We start from the raw sequence: 15813 nt of genomic DNA, 5'->3' as shown, positions 1-15813 counted from the left end.
TTCGGAAATGGAGACGGACTGATGGCTGACGACAACAGTGACATCAAGGCAGATTTCGATGACCTCGTGAACATGACGGCTAAGGAGCTCGAGGAGTTTCTCGGCACCGACGCCTCGAAGGACGTCGGGCAGAAGAAGGGCGGCGGTGAGTCGACGGGCCACGAGAGTGGCCGCCGAATCGTCGAGATCCTGAAGACGAAGAAGTCGGACCTGTCCGACGACGACTACGAGCACATGCACAAGGTTGTCGGTTACTGCAAACGGCACCTTGCGCAGCGGCCCGACGGGGACGTCACCGACACCAAATGGCGCTACTCGCTGATGAATTGGGGCCACGACCCGAAGAAGAAGTAATCTCGCGTGCACATGAACGGTCGAAGCGCTGCCGGGCGGTCTGCTCCACTCGGGCCCCGGCTGCGGGAATTCCCCGCCACCGGGGCTCAGGAGTGGAGCAGACAAAACGCATACCGCAGCGGTCCCGATCAATGCATGCTCGACGAAAAACTCTCTCGCTTCGATGCTTCGCGTGCCACCACGTCCTCGGCGGCGACGATCACGTCCTCCACATCGGAACTCTTGACGACGACAACCCCGTCTGCGTCGGCGACAATGACGTCACCGGGACTGACGACGACACCTCCGAGAGCGACGGGCTCGTTCAAGCGGCCCGGTCCGTTCTTGTAGGGCCCGGCCGGTGTGACACTGCGAGCGAAGACGGGCAGGCCCAACTTGGCCAATGCGTCGGCGTCGCGTACGGCACCGTCGATGACGAAACCCGCAATCCCCAGTGATTTTGCGCGGATCCCGATGAGATCGCCGATGAGGGCGCGGGTGTCGTCACCGGAGCCGTTGACAACGATGACGTCGCCGGGGCGGGCGCCGTCGAGAGCCTTGTGGATGTAGAGGTTGTCGCCCGATCGAGTCCACACGGTGTAAGCCCGGCCGGTGACTGCTGCTCCGGCCCAGATGGGTCGCAGTCCGGCGATGATGCCGAAACGCTCTTGGGCATCGCCGACGTTTGCTGCGGGAACCCGAGAGAATCGGTCGATCATGTCGTCGGATACGGCAGTGGCGGGATAGGTTTCGGTACTCATGAGATCAATGCCTTTCGGGTGGCTTATTGCTGGTCGGCGAGCAGTTCGGCGATGATCGGCTCGATCTGGGTTTCGCGCTGTTCCCACAAGGTGGCGACGTCGGCCCCGGTGACCCAATCGGGCTGTGTCGCTGCGCCGGTCAGCTTCTCGGCGACTGCGGGGTCGGCGAGGGCGGTCTCCAGGGCATTCTGCAACGTGGCCATCGTCGCGTCCGGGGTGCCGGCGGGGGCGCTGATGGCGAAGTTGTTGGTCATGAACGGGGCGTCGTATCCCTCGCTCACCAGAGTCGGTACGTCGGGGATGAGCTTGTTTCGCTCCTCGGTGAGTACCGAGAGGATGTTCACCTCACCCGAGGCGAACTGGCCGTAGAAGCTGGACACTCCGCCGAGGGCGAAGTCGGTTTCACCGGAGACCAGGGCCGAGATCTTGTCTGCACCGCTGTTGTAGTGAACGATGTTGAAGTCCAGGCCCAGGGTGTCTTCGAGGGTGCGCAGGTTGACGTGGTCGTCTCCTGCGCGGGAGTCGGTGCCGACGGTGATGGTGCCGGGGTTGGCCTTCACCGCATCGAACAATTCGCCGATGTTCGCGTAGGGGCTGGACTTGTTGACCCCGATCACGATGTCGTTGGACGCGAACGAGCCGATGGGCGAGAAGCTTTCACGATCGAACCCGGCCTTTTTGCTCGGGTCCAGGTATCGCCCCAGGATCGACGGAATGTTCGTGAACCCAATGGTCTCGCCGTCCGGCTTGGCGTTCGCGAGGTAGTTCAGTCCGACGACCTGGCTGCCGCCCTCCTTGTTGACGACCTTGACCGGGACACCGAGTTCGGTCTCCATGGCGGGGGCCATGATGCGAGCCAGGATGTCGTTGCCGGCACCGGCGGCCGAGGGGACCACCCATTCGACGGTCGCACCGCTGCGTGGGAACGGTGCTCCCGAATCGCTTGTGCCCCCGCTGCAACCGGCGATCAAGGCGGCGGTGGAGATTGCCGCGACGAGGATGGGCAGTTTTCTCATGAGACGGGCTCCTTGGTGGGGTGGTTCGCGGTGGCGCGGCGGGAGAGGATACGAGCGAGGACGGGGCGCAGCATTCCGAACAGAACAGCTGCGATGAAGACGAGCAAGAGAACCTTGTTGATGGGGCCTTCGACGAACACTCCGTAATCACCGCGGGACAGCGAGAGCGAACGCTGGAAGTTCTCCTCGAGCAGCGGCCCGAGGATCAGGGCAAGTACGAGCGGAGTGAGCGGAATCTTGGTGAGGTGGAACAGATACCCGATGACGCCTGCGCCCAGCATGATGAAGATGTCGAAGACGCTGCCGTTGATGCTGTAGACGCCCAGGAACATGAAGGCCAGGATCATTGCCATCAGATAGTGGAACGGGATTTTCAGAACGGCAATCCACAGGCGAACCAGTGGCACGTTGAGAATCAGCAGGATGATGTTGCCGACGAGGAAGCTGGCGATGATGGTCCAGGCCACTTCGGGGTTGTCACGGAACAACAGTGGGCCGGGAATGAGACCGTTGATGGTGAAGGCGCTGGCCATGATGGCGACCGTGGCGGAGGTGGGGATGCCGAGGGTGAACAGGGGAATCATCGACGACAGTGCGAGCGCGTTGTTGGCCGATTCCGGTCCGGCGACACCCTCGACGGCACCCTTGCCGAATTGCCCGGGCCGCTTGGTGAGCTTCTTCTCCATCGCATAGGACGCGAGCGAGGTTGCGGCACCCGGAGATCCGGGGAGCAGGCCCATGAAGAAGCCGATGATCGACCCGCGCATCGTGGGGCCTGCAGACCTGGTGATGTCCGTCTTGGTGGGAAGCAACTTGCCGACGGCGAGTGGTCGTCGGCCCGCACCGCCCGCCGAGCGGGCTTGGATGAGGATTTCGGTGAGGCCGAAGCAGCCCATTACTACGGCCACGAGTGCGACGCCGTCGAACAGTTCCGGCATGCCGAACGTGAATCGCTGGATGCCTTGACCGGAGTCGATGCCCACCGACGCGATCGCCAGGCCGAGCCCCACACTGATCAGTGCTTTCGCGGGGTTGTTGCCCGAGAAGCTGGTGATCAGGGCCATGCCGAGCAACGCGACGAGAAACAGTTCGGGAGCACCGAATTCGAGTGCGAATCGGCTGAACGGGGCGACGACGACGAATCCGACGACGCCGACCAGTCCGCCGACGAACGACGCGAGGGCGGCAACGACGAGGGCGGGTCCGCCGCGTCCGCTCTTGGCCATCTCGTAGCCGTCGAGTGTGGTGGCGATGGACGACGCCTCACCGGGAATGCGCAGTAGGACTGCGGTGACGGTGCCGCCGAATGCTGCGCCGTACAGGATGGCGGCGAGCATGATCAGCGCGGTGGTGGCGTCGAGGCCGAAGGTGATCGGGATCAGCAGCGACACCGCAGCGGCGGGGCCGAAGCCGGGCAACACACCGACGAGCATGCCCAGTACGCAGCCGAGGAGCGCGAACAACAGATGCGTCGGAGTGAGGACGTTGACGAAGCCTGCGATCAGATCGGGAAAGCCCATGGCTCACAACCCCCAATCGGCGAGGAACGGAATGGACGATGCGGGCAGGGCCGTACCGAGCCAGACGTCGAACACCAGTCGGGTGGCCAGGGTGGAGGCCACTGCGACGCCGATGGCGACCACTGGGGTGCGCTTACCGACGAACGTCAACACGACGGCGAGCATCAGCGCCATGGACAGTGTGTAGCCGAGGGTGGGGAGCACCAGTGCTGCGCCGGCGATCGAGGCGACGACGACTCCGATTCTGATCCAGCCTGCGCGGTCGGGGAGTTCGGTCTCGTCGGAATCGTCCTCGTTGTCGCTGGAGAGGAAGGCGACGGCAGCGGAGGTGGCGGGTTCGAGCTCCGGCTCGGGGGCTGTGACCCGCGGTGCTCGGACGAGCTGTATCGCCCACATCGCACCGCCGAGGATCATGCTGAGGCCGCCCACCAGGGGCAGGAAGCCCGCGCCGACGCCGGGGTCGGCAGCGATGCCGTAGCCGGTCGCCATGGTGACCGTCGCCAAGCCGACGACCAGTGTCGCGCCGAGCACGATCCATTCGATCGTGTGTTGTGTGCCGAGCAGTATCTTCACGTGCCGGCCGCCTTTCTGACGATAAGTTCGGATGTGGCCTAGAAGGTCGGCCGGATTGCTGTGCTGTGGGTCACTTGCAATCTTGCACAGGTTTACAGGATTGTGGTTGAGTGTGTCAACAGACACAGTGGAAAGTGGAGGGCATGAGCTTCCGAACAGTGGTGGCGAGCAGCGGAAAGTCGCTCAGTACGTCCGAAAAGCGGGTCATAGCGGTGCTTCTCGGCGAGCCCGAGCCGTCGACTCTGCGCGCGGCTCCCGTTGCGGCCCGCGCGCAGACTCACGAGTCGACCGTCGTGCGATTGGCCCAGAAGCTCGGATACAGCGGTTTCCCGGACTTGCGCGCAGATCTCGAACGCGACAACCCCGAACCCGCGACCGCATCGGCTCTGATGCGCAGCGATACCGGTCACGAACTGGCGGTCTTCGCGCGCGACGAGGCCCGCGCACTGGAGCGGTTGTCGAGCTTCATCCCGCAGGAGCAGCTGGTGGAAGTGGCGACCTCCATTCATCGATCGCGGGTGGTCTACCTGTTCTCCAAGGCCGACGAACGCCCGGCCCTGGACATGCTGGCCCGCCGACTCCGCAGACTCGGGCTTGTTGTCGTCGAGCTCGGCCTCGGAGGAAAGGACCTTGCCGAGCGGTTCGTCAGCTTCACCGAGGACTCCATCCTTATCGCATTCGCACTGCGCGAGGCACCGTCTCAGCTGCCTGCACTGGTCAGTGAAGCGGAACGACGCGGCGGCACGTCGATTCTGATCAGCGATGCTCCGGGCTATCACTTCAGGCCCGCCCCGACTCATCTGCTCGTCGCACAACGGGGAGACGATTCCGAGTACAACACTCTCATCATTCCCATCGCCATTGCGTACGCACTGCAGTTGGCTATCTTCCACCTCGATCCCGATCGATACGGGGCGGTGCGCGACGACATCAACGACGTGTCGAGGTTGGTCGGAGGAACCGACGAAATTCCCTTGCGCTGATGGCTTCTCGTGACTCCTTTGCTCTGACCGTTCAGGCGACGACTGCGCAGGCCGGGTGGGTCGGGGTGCGGTTGATGATCGGCTACCGGGCGATCGCCGAGGGTGCCGACACGCGGACGCTGGCGGTGATCGCGGCACTCTTCGCTGCGCCCGCAGTATTGGCGGCCCTCCCGATCGGGCGCATCGCCGACAGGTTCGGCGGGCCGGTGGTGATCGTATCGGGAATTGTGTTGTGCTCGATCGCAACCGGTGTACTCGTTACGTTTTCGGCAATGTGGGCGTTGCTCGCGTGTACGGCGGCGTTCGGTCTGGGCAATCTGCTCATCATGATCGGGCAGCAGGCGTTCGTCGCACACGTCCACGTCGACGGCAAGAACGAAAGTGCCTTCGGCGCACTGACTGCCGCCGCGTCGATGGGTCAGCTGGTCGGGCCGCTCGCGGTGACGGCCGTCGCGTCGAGATTCGGTGGAGCGAGCGTCGAGAGTCCGAACACGACGGCCGGCATCCTCACTGCCGGGGCGTTCACCGCGGTCGCACTCCCCACCGCACTGTTCTTGATGCTTGGCCGCAACCACATTCGCGCGCAGAAACCTGCCGAGGGGGAAGCGTCGGGGCTGAAATTGTTGAAGCTGCCGGGCATGTGGCAATCGTTGACGGTCAGCGGTGCCGTGCTGGTGACGGTCGATCTGCTCTATGCCTTCGTGCCGGCGTGGGCCGTCGAGCGTGGGGTGTCGGTGACGACGGTGGGCTGGCTGCTGGCGTTGCGTGCCGGGGTGTCGGTGGTGAGCCGAGTGGGGCTCGGCAGACTCGACGCGAGGTTCGGTCGCACTGTGCTGCTCAATGTTTCGCTGGCGGCGGGCGCGATCGCTCTCGCCGTGCTGCCGTTCGTGCAGGCCGTCGGAGCCATCGGAGTCATGATCGCCCTCGGTATCGCGTTGGGTATTCCGCAGCCACTGACCATGTCGTGGGTGGTGTCGATCGTGCCGAAGTCCGCGCAGGGCGAGGCGTTGGGATTGCGGATGTCGGCCAACAGATCTGCGCAGATTCTCATCCCACTGACGGTCGGCGCAATTGCCGGGCCCTTCGGGGTGACGGGCATTCTGCTCGGTAACGCCCTGGTGCTCGGGGGATCGATCGTCGCGGCCTCGCATCGACGGAGTCGGCCGTGACATCCACCGGCGCGGCCGATGTGGACCGTCACACCGCGAGTGGCACAACGGTTCCCGGTGCGGCGTCGTTGTATCGCGCCGTGATCTTGTTCAGTTCGGCCTGGTAGTACAGGGACTGCAAGCCGAAGACGAACGTGAGCAGCAAGCCGACGACGGAGCTGCACGTCGGCTGCAGGCCGGCCGCGCGTTGGGCGTCGGCGATGCGGTTTCCGGTGTTGTAGTAGCTGATCAGCGGCCCGATGATGGTCCACCCGAGGAGGAGTAGGACCAGCAATGGGCCGACGACCGGCGGGTCGACCTTACGTCGATCGAAATCGGCCATCTCACGGTGAATGAGGTAATACCAGACGAAGTGGTAGATGCCGAGAGTGATGAGCGGCAACAGGATCCAGACGACAACTGGATTGCGCCTCTTCATCGCACTTCCTTGGGCAACCGAACCGGTCATGATGCTCCCCAACATTGTCGAACGGTGTGCGGTGGACCGGACAATTCTCGCATGTCAGTGGGTCGATGCACAGAATGCTCCACTCGACGGCCCGGTCGCGGGGAACCCCCGGATCTGTTCCGCGGAGTGGAGCAACTGTTGATCGAACGCAGAGATCTCTAGCTGGAAAGGGAACTCACTGCCCCGGGTTGTGTTCCTCCCGCAGTCGACGACCCTGCTCGACGGCCTGCGCATCCTTCTCGTCGTTCTTGTCCGATACCCGGGTGTCGCGCGGTGGCAATTGCAGTCGCTTCTCGGCGACGATTCCCGCTTGCAGTTGACGACCACGTTCGAGTTCGGAGTCCAGCTCGGCTCCGAACAGCAAGGCCAAGTTGGTGATCCAGAGCCAGAGCAAGAACACGATGGCTCCGGCCAGTGAACCGTAGGTCTTGTTGTAGCTGGAGAAGTTAGCGACATAGAAACCGAACGCGACAGTGGCGAGAATCCACACGATGATGCCGACGGCGGCACCCGAACTGATCCATTTGAACTTGGGCTGCTGCACATTCGGAGTCGCGTAGTACAGAATCGCGACGGCGAGCACCACAACGATCAGTACGAGTGGCCAGCGGGCGATGTTCCAGATCGTCAATGCGGTATCGCCGAGTCCGACGGCGTCGCCCACCGCTTTGGCCACCGGGCCGCTGATGGCCAGCATGACAGCGGCGAGAGCAATCAGGGTCAAGGCGATGAGCGTGACCAGAAGCATCACGGGGCGCAATTTCCAGATTGGCCGACCCTCGTCCACCTCGTACATGCGGTTCATCGCCCGACCGAATGCGCCGACGTAGCCGGACGCAGACCACAGTGCACCGGCGATACCGATGATCAAGGCGAAGCCCGCGGTCGGTGCCTGGACGAGCTGTTCGATGGTTGGACGCAACGTGTCGACAGCGGATTGTGGTCCGAGATCGCCGACGATCTGCAGTACGCCGTCGACCGTGGACTGTCCTTGGCCGAACACGCCCAGCAACGACACGATGGCGAGGATCGCGGGGAAGAGCGAGAGCACGGCGTAGTAAGTCAGCGCGGCTGCGAGGTCGGTGCACTGATCTCGGGAGAACTCACGCGCAGTCTTCTTCAGAACGTAGATCCACGACGGCTTGGTCAGATCCGCAGGTGAATCCGCCTTACGGGGATCGTCGGGATCTGCTTCGGTGGGTGCGGGATCGGTAGCGTGATCGGCCATCAAGGGCGCATACCCAGGCATTACCGATGAAAACAACGGTGTCTGAGGGAGATCGGCTATGAGCCCGGTCGGACGGGTGTAGTTTCGCGAGCATGGCATGTCGAATCAGTGAACTCGTACTCGATTGTCGCGATCCCGAGGCCTTGGCTACGTTCTGGTGTGAGGTGTTGGACTTCGTCGTCTTGGACAGGGAGGACGACGGTTCGGTGGAGATCGGTGCGCGCGACGGGTTCGGCGGCACTCAGCCGACCATCATCCTCAGTCGCAACGAAAGTCCAGAGAAGGCGAAACCTCGACTGCACATCGACGTGAGTGCAACCGACCGAGATCAGGACGCCGAACTCGAACGACTTCTCACACTCGGCGCACGACGAGTGGAGATCGGCCAGACCGGCCAGGAATCGTGGCATGTGCTGGCGGACCCGGAGGGCAACGAATTCTGTTTACTACGAACACGACTGAACCCGGTATGAGGCGAGTGTCGACGGTTCGCTACTCGCCTTTCGGGCCCTTCGTGTGGCTCAGCCGAGCGATGAAGACCGACGACGTGAGTGCTCCGACGAAGATGCCGACGCCGATGCCGATACTGATGTTGTCGATCGCCAGGCCGAAGATGACGCCGGCGAGCAATCCGGCGACAACTCCGTAGAGGACGTACATACCGGCATTGTTCTTCTGCGGGTCCTCGGTCACGGGCGCGTCCATTCGTCGACTCGGTCCAGTGTGTATCGGGCACAGCATAACTGCCGATCAAGGCCCGCATCGTAGTGTAGGAAAACTATGACAACCATCTGCCGTGACGGGGCAACGATTGCTTACACCGACACGGGTCCGCTCAACCTCGATCGGACGGCACCGACCATCGTGTTCGGCCACGGATTGTTGTTCAGCGCCTGGATGTTTCACCACCAGGTCGAGAGCCTTCGCCATCGCTATCGGTGCGTCACCATCGATTGGCGAGGGCAGGGACGTTCGCCTGCGACCGATTCCGGTTACTCGATGGACGCTTTGTACGAGGACGCAGTCGCACTGATCGAGCATCTGAGCGTCGGTGCCGTCCACTGGGTGGGCCTGTCGATGGGCGGCTTCGTGGGGATGCGTCTGGCAGCGCGTCGACCCGATCTGGTGGCATCGCTGACGTTGCTGAACACGTCGGCGGATCGGGAGACGCCCAAGAACGTGATCCTGGACGAGGGTTTGGCGTTGATTGTCCGGGCTGCCGGCATCGGGCCGGTTCGCCGTCAGGTGCTCGACACGATGTTCGGCCCGTCGTTCCTCGCGTCGCCCCGTAGCTCGGAGTCGATAGACAACTGGATGAGGCAATTGGGTGACACCGGCAGGGCGGGTGTGGCATCGGCTATCCACGGCGTGGTCGCCCGCAAATCCGTTGCCGCAGAGCTACCCGCGATCACCGCGCCGACGCTCGTCGTCTCCGGCGCTCACGACAAGCCGACACCACCGCGGCGGGGCCGGGCCATCGCGTCGGCGATCTCCGGTGCCCGATTCGTGTTGCTCGACGACTGTGGACACAGCAGCACTCTCGAACAACCCGACGCTGTCACGCGCTTGATAGAGGAGTTCGTCGCGGGGGAGTAGGTACTACGCGTAAACCGCAGGTGCGGTGGACGGCGACTCCAGGCAACTCGGTTTGCAGGCGCGAATAGAACAAGACCGAGCGGCCTCGTTCTGGCAGAATCGTCGGCTACGCAGGGTCGCAACAACCGAAGGACGACGAACGCATGACGTCACCATGAACAAGCTCTCGACGGTGGCACTGCTGATTCTGTTGGGCGCAGCCGGGATGTTCAACGGAGTGTCGTTGACCACGGACCCCACCGGGCGGTCGTTGGGTTTGGACGTCGCGATGCTGCCGTCGTGGCACACCTGGGACTACCGCATCTCCGGGTTGTTCGTGCTGTTCTTCCTCGGACTCGGACCGTTGATCTGCGTGGCTGCCGTCCTCGTCGACGCGTCCGAAGCTGCGCTGTACGTCGTGTGCGTGGGGCTACTGACCATCGGGTGGGTGGTGTGGCAGATCCTCGTACTCGATATCGACGCGCCCCGCGCTCAGGTCCCCCTCACCCTGTTGGGGGTCGCGTTGATCGGCCTCGCAGTCGGCCAGTTCCGCGCGCGTGCCCGCGAACGCAGCCGGAAATAGAAGTCACAGCCCGACGGCTCCGAGTAGCGCTTCTCCTGGATCGACGACCGCAACGACGGCCGCGACGAACAGCAGCGCCATCACGATCGTCATCACCGCACCGAGCGATCCGAGAGCGACGAACATCCGACGGCGTGGGCCGTCCGCCGATCCGAAGCGTCGGAACGCGATGACGGTGCCGGTAGCGACGACTGCGATCACCACGGCGGTAGCCACGATCACCGCCCAGTTGTAGTGCTCGACCTGTGTGAGCAGCTCGAGCAGAGGCGGCCGGGAGTCTCCGCTCTGCACACCGTTCTCGATCAGTAATTGCGCTGTCTGCCCGTCCGCGTTGTCAGCGGAGAGCATGGGAAGCAGCGCGACCACGGGTGCGACCGTCGACTGGATGTTGAGCACAGCCACGAACACCGAAAACAACGACAGCACACTCGTAGTGGTCGCCGCGACCACGTAGCTCACGCCGGCCGTCAGGGATCGCCGCCACAGATCGGACGCCAGCAGTCCCAGAACCGCGGTCAGCAGGACCGAGATGACGATCTTGATTGCGTGCCACTCGAACCAGTAGTCCACCATCTCGGCCAAGCCAGTGGGGAAGGTTCGGACTCCGCTACCCCAGTATTCGACCAAGCCGCGGCCGAGCAGCTCGCTCATGACGGACTGATCTTGGAACTGCGGGTAGCGTCCGCGCAGTAACGCGGCGGGGCCCAGAACGAATGCGGCCACCAACGCGGCCCCGGCACATGCCAATACGACGATGTTGCTGCGACTCTGCACAGGTTGTTTCACGGGAAGGAGTCAATCATCGGGTATTCGAGCAGCGCATCCATCTGTAGTACTAGTGCGACCACACGCTCAGGTACCCGATCGCTGTCCGCGCCGCACCCTGGCAATCGTCACCGCTGCCAACATCAACCCCGCAAACGTGATGAAGTCGGACTCGGTCAGACCGCGGTTCGCGTCGATTACGTACAATGTTCTGCCTTCGATGGGGGCGTTGAAGAACAGCCACAACATCGAGACAACGCCCAGAGATATCGATGCGGGCCACGACGGCTTGGCCAAGCACCATGCGGCTGAGGCGAACACTGCGTTCATGAGAACGAGTGCGTGGAACGGATCGGTAGTCGGCACCGATCCATCATGGCCGAATATTGTGTCAGCGCTGCATCGGAGAGGTGCCCGGAACCAATCCCTGACGGGTCGCCCGGCGCAGACGATCAAAACAGCACCTTCGGTGATCGACCTCGAGGCATCGGAACTTCGCGCGGTTACCGGTCTCTCTTCTTGCATGCGAAAATCCCGTCACAACTGGAACATCGTTCCAGGCCTCGCTGCGATTGGTTCCGAGGCGCGACGACCCCGGACCTCAGGGTTCAGTATCGAGTCGGAGGTGCGGGATGCCGCGTAGGGAGAGCGGTCGTGAACCGTGAGGTCCGCATGCCGGACCGCCCCCGGGCTGAGTGACCTCACACCCCTGCTGCACGGTGCGCGCCCGTTCTACTAGTTGAACTCGGGAGCGCGGTCGGCAAAAAGGGTGTGAGGTCCCGAGTGCTACGAACCCCGCACCACGTCGTATGCCGATTTGTGGCTGAAGTCCGAGCGCAGCAGCCCGTAGTCCCCTCCGAGTCTGCGGGTTGGTTCCCGAGTCACGCAGCGAGTGCACGAACACGGGGCCCCGCGTACGGCAGTGACGATGCCTTGGCGAGGCTCGATCCGCGCGCCCGGAGCTGGCGACGGTCTCACCGCGGTGGGTGTTGACCCACCTGGTGCGCGAGCTGGCCCAACATCTCGGCCAACTCGAGCTCACCCGCGACGTTCTTCTTCGGGCGTGAACTGCGGCTGCAAGTGCATGGCGAAGCTCGCCTGCCCGGGCCGTTCGAGGCCTTCTCTGAGTCGAAGGGACGGCATCTCGTAATCGCCGAAGTTCTGTTTTCTGAACGCAATCGGCTCGGTCGTCTCGATGTCGAGTAGCCGGCGTTCCCAGTTCTTCGCGGCCACCGCATACTCGTCGGCCGTCAATCGATCGGATCCGTGGACGACGAACGGAGGCAGAACGTCGATCCCCGGGTAGTAGAGGATGCCGTGATGAATGGGGAACAAGAGGTCGTCGATCGGGCCGTTGATGCCCCGATCCGAGTAGTGAGGTTCAGGGCCGCCGACGGTGACCGACAGCAGTGCTCTTTTGCCCGCGAGGGTGCCTTCGCCGTAACGCTCGCCGTACTTGGTGTCGCTGTGTTCTCCGACGCCATAAGCGAAGTGGTAGGTGAACACCCGATCGACCCACCCTTTGAGGATCGCGGGCATCGAATACCACCACAGGGGGAACTGGAAGATGACGGTGTCTGCCCACAACAGCTTCTCCTGCTCTGTGCGGACATCGGAGGTGAGAGTGCCTGTGTCATAGGCTCGCCCAGAATCTGCAGCTACTCGCAGCGGCGACGACGCGGTAGGTCCATAGTCCGATGCGTCCAGTGCAGCCTTCCATCGGGATCCGTAGAGATCGGTCACCTGCACGTCGTGGCCGGCGGCGTGCAGCGTGCTGACGGCCAACTCCGCGAGAGAGTGGTTGAGCGACTTCGGTTCTGGGTGGGCGTAGACGATGAGAGTCTTCACGGTTGCTCCTCGAGCGAGTGACGTCGTGTTCGGGTGACGCCTTCACTCTCTCTGGTTCCGGCCATCTCGTTCAGGGGCGCTACGTCCTGTGGTCGGTGTTCCTGGTATCGGCAGTACCACTCCCGACCGTCGGATGAGCACTCCGCTGGAACTTATGCGGCTGAGATGGCGACGTCCCATCGTGAAAACGGGGTGTGCTGTCGCAATCCCGTCGCTCAAGCACCCGAGCTCGGGGGTCGGCTCATGCGGGCGATGAAGACCGACGACACCAGAGCGCCGAGAAACATACCCGCGCCGATCCCGATGCTGATGTTGTCGATCAGAACTCCAACGATGATGCCTACCAACAGGCCTGCCACCACTCCATACAGCACATACACGCCGGCATTCGATTTCTGCGGGTTGTCGGCCATAGGGGCATCCGTTCGTCGCTTCGGCTCGCTAGGTTTCGCGCACAGCCTAATTGCTCACCGGATCGGGCGGAGTGCATTTTCTGGACCCATGCCGATGCGCGCGTTCTCGAACCGCACGGCGGCGTGCGCGGCATGCTCCACTCGACGCCTCAGTCCGCGGGATCCCGCGATGCCGGCTTCGGAGTGGAGCGCGGGTTGCAACTAACCGCAGGGCTCACCCCGGTACCGGGTCAGCATGGCCAAGAGTCCCGATCGGCGGTTCAGCGGCGGAGATGCCCAGATGCAAGCTCCACCGCGCTACTTCCTGTGTTCCTGGTATCGGCAGTACCACTCCCGACCGTCGGATCCGGGGGGATAATTCCGGGTGTGGATGATTTGGCGAACTTCCTGAGACTTCGGCGGTCTCGTGTCGATCCGGCTTCGGTCGGGATACCCGTCGATCGGTATCGCCGCGTCGAGGGGCTGCGGCGCGAGGAGGTCGCTCACCTCTCGGGTGTCAGCATCGACTACTACGTTCGTCTCGAACAGGGCCGCGCCACACAGCCGTCCGAGCAGATTCTCGATGCTCTGGCGCGTGTGTTCGATTTGGACGACACCGAACGGGCGCATCTGGATCGCCTCGCTCGCCGTCGTCGCCGACCTGCGAAGACCCCGAAGGGGCGCATCCGGCCGGAACTTCTGCGAGTTCTCGATCTGGTGGAGGGAGCACCTGCGTTCATCATGGATCACCGCATGAACGTGCTGGCCGGCAATCGGCTGGCGCGGGTGCTGTACGGCCAACCCATCCCTGGGTTGAACACTGCGCGGCACATATTTCTCGAGGAAACCGAGCGCGGCCTGTACGACGACTGGAACACGTGCACGTTGGACGCGGTCGGTCATCTGCGTCTTGCCGCGGGGCAGTATCCGGACGACGCACGGCTGGCATCGTTGATCGGTGAATTGTCCATGGGCAGTGACCGATTCCGTCGATTATGGGCTCGCGCCGATGTGTGCGCGCGAACGCACGGGCGCAAGGCCTACCGACATCCGCTCGTGGGTCTGTTGGAACTTCATCAGGAGAACTTCGCGCTCCCCGGCGAGCCCGGCATGGAGATGATCGTCCTGAACGCCGCCGCGGGCAGTGCCAGCGAAGACGGCCTACGGCTGCTGGCAGCCCTCGCACTCGACAGGGCGTCGGACGATGAACCTGTCACTGCGAGAGACGATCACCCAAGCTGACGGGAGTGACGCCGGAGATCAGATCGATCAGCCCGAACGGGATTTGCAGCCCCGAGGGCGTGGTAGATGAGCACGGAAGCGGCGTCGAAAAGTGCAACTTCCGGAACTCCACGTAGGTCCAATTCGGTTCCACTCCTCGCTGCGATTGATTGCGAGGCGAGACGACCCGGACCTGAGGGTTCAGTATCGAGTCGAATGCGCGGCATGCCGCGCATGGAGAGCGGTCGTGAACCGTGAGGTCCGCTCCCCGGGCTGCGCAACCTCACACCCCTGCTGCACGGTGCGCGCCCGTTCTACGAGTCGAACACGGGAGCGCGGTCGGCAAAAAGGGTGTGAGGTCCCAAGAGGTGGCTACGACCCGGCCACCACGTCGTATGCCGGCTTGTGGCTGAAGTCCGAGCGCAGCAGACCGTAGTTCTGTTCCGAGTCGGCGGGGTTGGTTCCCGAGTCACGCAGCGAGTGCACGAACACTGGGCCCACGTACGGCAGTGACGATGCCTTGGCCAGGCTCGATCCGATGATCGCGGCCTGCGCATCCTCGGTGACGGCCATCGGTCCGTTGCCGGTGGGTGCCCCGAGTTCGGTGATCCAGATCTTCTTGCCACCGTCGCCGTTGGCCGCCATGGTGCCGTATGCCTGATCCACCTGAGCCCACTGGCCGTTGGGGTCGTTCTCCACGGTGAAGGGGAACGTGTAGGGATGCAGCGCAACGGCATCCATGAATCCGCCTGCTCCGGCCGCGTACATCTGCTGCAAGAAGGTCACCGGCGCAACGGTCCAGGCTCCGAAGTTCATGGTGGTGGCCAATCCGGCGCTGAGCACGGTGGCTCCGGCATCGGCGTTGTGGATCGCGGGATACGCGGCACGCAGCAGGCCGGTGTAGCGGGCGGCGTCGACGGGCGCGAAGAAGGTGGGAATGTTGGGTTCGTTCCACACCTCGTAGCTGTCGACGCGATCGCCGAGGTGCGCCGCTGCCGCACCGGCGAACGCACCGAACGTGTTGGGATCCAGGGGAACTGCGCCCGGTAGCGGGGAGGCGATGCCGCCCTGTGCCCAGCCGGGGGTTCCGCCCAGCACGGCCAGTACCGAATAGCCCTGTGCTGTAGCCGCATTGATCACGCGATCGGTGTTGCCCCAGTCGAACACACCCGGAGCCGTCTCGATGGCCGCCCAGTTCACGACCACCCGCACCCAGGAAGCACCGATCTCTAGTCCGGCTCCGAGTTCGTTGTTCAGCGTGGCGTCGTCGAGCGTCAGGAACGGCGCTCCGCCGGTGAATCCCAGGTCGGCGGGTGCTGCATGAGCCACCGGTGACGAGAGGCCGACGGCGATCGCGGCGGCTGCTGCGACAGTGAGCAGACGTGAGCGGAGGGTCAT

Annotated in this window: 20 protein-coding genes; 8 read left to right on the top strand and 12 right to left on the bottom strand. The window is 63.5% G+C overall.

Features of this window, described 5'->3' with window-relative positions; genetic code table 11:
- The first annotated feature begins 21 nt into the window (after positions 1-21).
- Positions 22-354 carry a DUF3140 domain-containing protein gene (locus ACFI9K_RS01890; protein WP_462661955.1) on the top strand — a complete coding sequence of 111 codons (333 nt, stop codon included), beginning with the start codon at positions 22-24 and terminating at the stop codon, positions 352-354.
- 128 nt (positions 355-482) lie between these two features.
- On the opposite strand, the gene ACFI9K_RS01885 is transcribed toward ACFI9K_RS01890, so the two are convergent.
- Genes ACFI9K_RS01885 through ACFI9K_RS01870 form a run of 4 tightly spaced genes read right to left on the bottom strand, consistent with a single transcriptional unit; the run spans position 483 to position 4203 of the window.
- Positions 483-1094, bottom strand: a complete 612-nt coding sequence (locus tag ACFI9K_RS01885; protein WP_462661954.1) for an RraA family protein — start codon at positions 1092-1094, stop codon at positions 483-485.
- A gap of 23 nt (positions 1095-1117) precedes the next feature.
- Positions 1118-2110: a Bug family tripartite tricarboxylate transporter substrate binding protein gene (locus ACFI9K_RS01880; RefSeq protein WP_462661953.1), complete on the bottom strand. Its 993-nt coding sequence runs from the start codon at positions 2108-2110 to the stop codon at positions 1118-1120.
- Entirely contained in the window at positions 2107-3630 is a 1524-nt protein-coding gene (locus ACFI9K_RS01875) for a tripartite tricarboxylate transporter permease (protein WP_462661952.1), read from the bottom strand. Before ACFI9K_RS01875 ends, ACFI9K_RS01880 begins: the two co-directional genes overlap by 4 nt.
- A gap of 3 nt (positions 3631-3633) precedes the next feature.
- Complete coding sequence (locus ACFI9K_RS01870) at positions 3634-4203, bottom strand: tripartite tricarboxylate transporter TctB family protein (protein WP_462661951.1); 570 nt, start codon at positions 4201-4203, stop codon at positions 3634-3636.
- 143 nt (positions 4204-4346) lie between these two features.
- Here ACFI9K_RS01870 and ACFI9K_RS01865 point away from each other — a divergent pair, with 143 nt between their 5' ends.
- The gene (locus tag ACFI9K_RS01865; protein ID WP_462661950.1) at positions 4347-5186 is read left to right on the top strand and encodes a MurR/RpiR family transcriptional regulator; all 840 of its coding nucleotides are present in this window, start codon (positions 4347-4349) and stop codon (positions 5184-5186) included.
- Positions 5186-6355 (top strand): MFS transporter, encoded by a 1170-nt coding sequence (locus ACFI9K_RS01860; RefSeq protein WP_462661949.1) that lies wholly within the window; start codon positions 5186-5188, stop codon positions 6353-6355. Before ACFI9K_RS01865 ends, ACFI9K_RS01860 begins: the two co-directional genes overlap by 1 nt.
- Before the next feature lie 28 nt (positions 6356-6383).
- Here ACFI9K_RS01860 and ACFI9K_RS01855 read toward each other — a convergent pair whose 3' ends face one another.
- Positions 6384-6803, bottom strand: a complete 420-nt coding sequence (locus tag ACFI9K_RS01855; protein WP_462661947.1) for a DUF4234 domain-containing protein — start codon at positions 6801-6803, stop codon at positions 6384-6386.
- A gap of 175 nt (positions 6804-6978) precedes the next feature.
- Positions 6979-8031, bottom strand: a complete 1053-nt coding sequence (locus tag ACFI9K_RS01850; protein ID WP_462661946.1) for a YihY/virulence factor BrkB family protein — start codon at positions 8029-8031, stop codon at positions 6979-6981.
- A 92-nt stretch (positions 8032-8123) separates the two neighbouring features.
- Here ACFI9K_RS01850 and ACFI9K_RS01845 point away from each other — a divergent pair, with 92 nt between their 5' ends.
- The gene (locus ACFI9K_RS01845; RefSeq protein ID WP_462661945.1) at positions 8124-8504 is read left to right on the top strand and encodes a VOC family protein; all 381 of its coding nucleotides are present in this window, start codon (positions 8124-8126) and stop codon (positions 8502-8504) included.
- Between the two features lie 19 nt (positions 8505-8523).
- Here ACFI9K_RS01845 and ACFI9K_RS01840 read toward each other — a convergent pair whose 3' ends face one another.
- The gene (locus ACFI9K_RS01840) at positions 8524-8724 is read right to left on the bottom strand and encodes a hypothetical protein (protein ID WP_462661944.1); all 201 of its coding nucleotides are present in this window, start codon (positions 8722-8724) and stop codon (positions 8524-8526) included.
- 87 nt (positions 8725-8811) lie between these two features.
- Between ACFI9K_RS01840 and ACFI9K_RS01835 the strand changes: the two genes are divergently transcribed.
- Together ACFI9K_RS01835 and ACFI9K_RS01830 are read left to right on the top strand one after the other, a co-directional pair.
- On the top strand, positions 8812-9627 hold the full coding sequence (locus ACFI9K_RS01835) for an alpha/beta fold hydrolase (protein ID WP_462661943.1): 816 nt from the start codon (positions 8812-8814) through the stop codon (positions 9625-9627).
- A gap of 154 nt (positions 9628-9781) precedes the next feature.
- On the top strand, positions 9782-10189 hold the full coding sequence (locus tag ACFI9K_RS01830) for a hypothetical protein (RefSeq protein ID WP_462661942.1): 408 nt from the start codon (positions 9782-9784) through the stop codon (positions 10187-10189).
- A 3-nt stretch (positions 10190-10192) separates the two neighbouring features.
- Here ACFI9K_RS01830 and ACFI9K_RS01825 read toward each other — a convergent pair whose 3' ends face one another.
- On the bottom strand, positions 10193-10975 hold the full coding sequence (locus ACFI9K_RS01825; protein ID WP_462661941.1) for a hypothetical protein: 783 nt from the start codon (positions 10973-10975) through the stop codon (positions 10193-10195).
- Between the two features lie 66 nt (positions 10976-11041).
- Entirely contained in the window at positions 11042-11320 is a 279-nt protein-coding gene (locus ACFI9K_RS01820; RefSeq protein WP_462661940.1) for a hypothetical protein, read from the bottom strand.
- Between the two features lie 620 nt (positions 11321-11940).
- On the opposite strand from ACFI9K_RS01820, the gene ACFI9K_RS01815 reads away from it, so the two are divergent.
- Positions 11941-12021: a hypothetical protein gene (locus ACFI9K_RS01815; RefSeq protein ID WP_462662103.1), complete on the top strand. Its 81-nt coding sequence runs from the start codon at positions 11941-11943 to the stop codon at positions 12019-12021.
- Here the strand turns inward: ACFI9K_RS01815 and ACFI9K_RS01810 are convergent.
- Both ACFI9K_RS01810 and ACFI9K_RS01805 read right to left on the bottom strand, forming a co-directional pair.
- The gene (locus tag ACFI9K_RS01810) at positions 11993-12802 is read right to left on the bottom strand and encodes an NAD(P)H-dependent oxidoreductase (protein WP_462661939.1); all 810 of its coding nucleotides are present in this window, start codon (positions 12800-12802) and stop codon (positions 11993-11995) included. The two genes, ACFI9K_RS01815 and ACFI9K_RS01810, sit on opposite strands and share 29 nt — an antisense overlap.
- 215 nt (positions 12803-13017) lie before the next feature.
- On the bottom strand, positions 13018-13215 hold the full coding sequence (locus ACFI9K_RS01805) for a hypothetical protein (protein ID WP_462661938.1): 198 nt from the start codon (positions 13213-13215) through the stop codon (positions 13018-13020).
- Positions 13216-13581: 366 nt separating this feature from the next.
- Here ACFI9K_RS01805 and ACFI9K_RS01800 point away from each other — a divergent pair, with 366 nt between their 5' ends.
- The gene (locus ACFI9K_RS01800; protein WP_462661937.1) at positions 13582-14436 is read left to right on the top strand and encodes a helix-turn-helix transcriptional regulator; all 855 of its coding nucleotides are present in this window, start codon (positions 13582-13584) and stop codon (positions 14434-14436) included.
- Between the two features lie 351 nt (positions 14437-14787).
- On the opposite strand, the gene ACFI9K_RS01795 is transcribed toward ACFI9K_RS01800, so the two are convergent.
- On the bottom strand, positions 14788-15813 hold the full coding sequence (locus tag ACFI9K_RS01795; RefSeq protein WP_462661936.1) for a hypothetical protein: 1026 nt from the start codon (positions 15811-15813) through the stop codon (positions 14788-14790).

This window comes from Rhodococcus sp. PSi06 (genome assembly GCF_054960675.1).
The sequence above is the reverse complement of the archived record's forward strand: the minus strand, read 5'-3'. Positions and strand labels throughout refer to the sequence as shown.

Excerpts from the sequence above, each read along its gene's own strand:
- ACFI9K_RS01890 (WP_462661955.1), top strand. The coding sequence starts at position 22 with ATGGCTGACGACAACAGTGACATCAAGGCAGATTTCGATGACCTCGTG.
- ACFI9K_RS01885 (WP_462661954.1), bottom strand. The coding sequence starts at position 1,094 with ATGAGTACCGAAACCTATCCCGCCACTGCCGTATCCGACGACATGATC.
- ACFI9K_RS01880 (WP_462661953.1), bottom strand. The coding sequence starts at position 2,110 with ATGAGAAAACTGCCCATCCTCGTCGCGGCAATCTCCACCGCCGCCTTG.
- ACFI9K_RS01875 (WP_462661952.1), bottom strand. The coding sequence starts at position 3,630 with ATGGGCTTTCCCGATCTGATCGCAGGCTTCGTCAACGTCCTCACTCCG.
- ACFI9K_RS01865 (WP_462661950.1), top strand. The coding sequence starts at position 4,347 with ATGAGCTTCCGAACAGTGGTGGCGAGCAGCGGAAAGTCGCTCAGTACG.
- ACFI9K_RS01860 (WP_462661949.1), top strand. The coding sequence starts at position 5,186 with ATGGCTTCTCGTGACTCCTTTGCTCTGACCGTTCAGGCGACGACTGCG.
- ACFI9K_RS01855 (WP_462661947.1), bottom strand. The coding sequence starts at position 6,803 with ATGACCGGTTCGGTTGCCCAAGGAAGTGCGATGAAGAGGCGCAATCCA.
- ACFI9K_RS01850 (WP_462661946.1), bottom strand. The coding sequence starts at position 8,031 with ATGGCCGATCACGCTACCGATCCCGCACCCACCGAAGCAGATCCCGAC.
- ACFI9K_RS01845 (WP_462661945.1), top strand. The coding sequence starts at position 8,124 with ATGGCATGTCGAATCAGTGAACTCGTACTCGATTGTCGCGATCCCGAG.
- ACFI9K_RS01835 (WP_462661943.1), top strand. The coding sequence starts at position 8,812 with ATGACAACCATCTGCCGTGACGGGGCAACGATTGCTTACACCGACACG.
- ACFI9K_RS01830 (WP_462661942.1), top strand. The coding sequence starts at position 9,782 with ATGAACAAGCTCTCGACGGTGGCACTGCTGATTCTGTTGGGCGCAGCC.
- ACFI9K_RS01805 (WP_462661938.1), bottom strand. The coding sequence starts at position 13,215 with ATGGCCGACAACCCGCAGAAATCGAATGCCGGCGTGTATGTGCTGTAT.
- ACFI9K_RS01795 (WP_462661936.1), bottom strand. The coding sequence starts at position 15,813 with ATGACCCTCCGCTCACGTCTGCTCACTGTCGCAGCAGCCGCCGCGATC.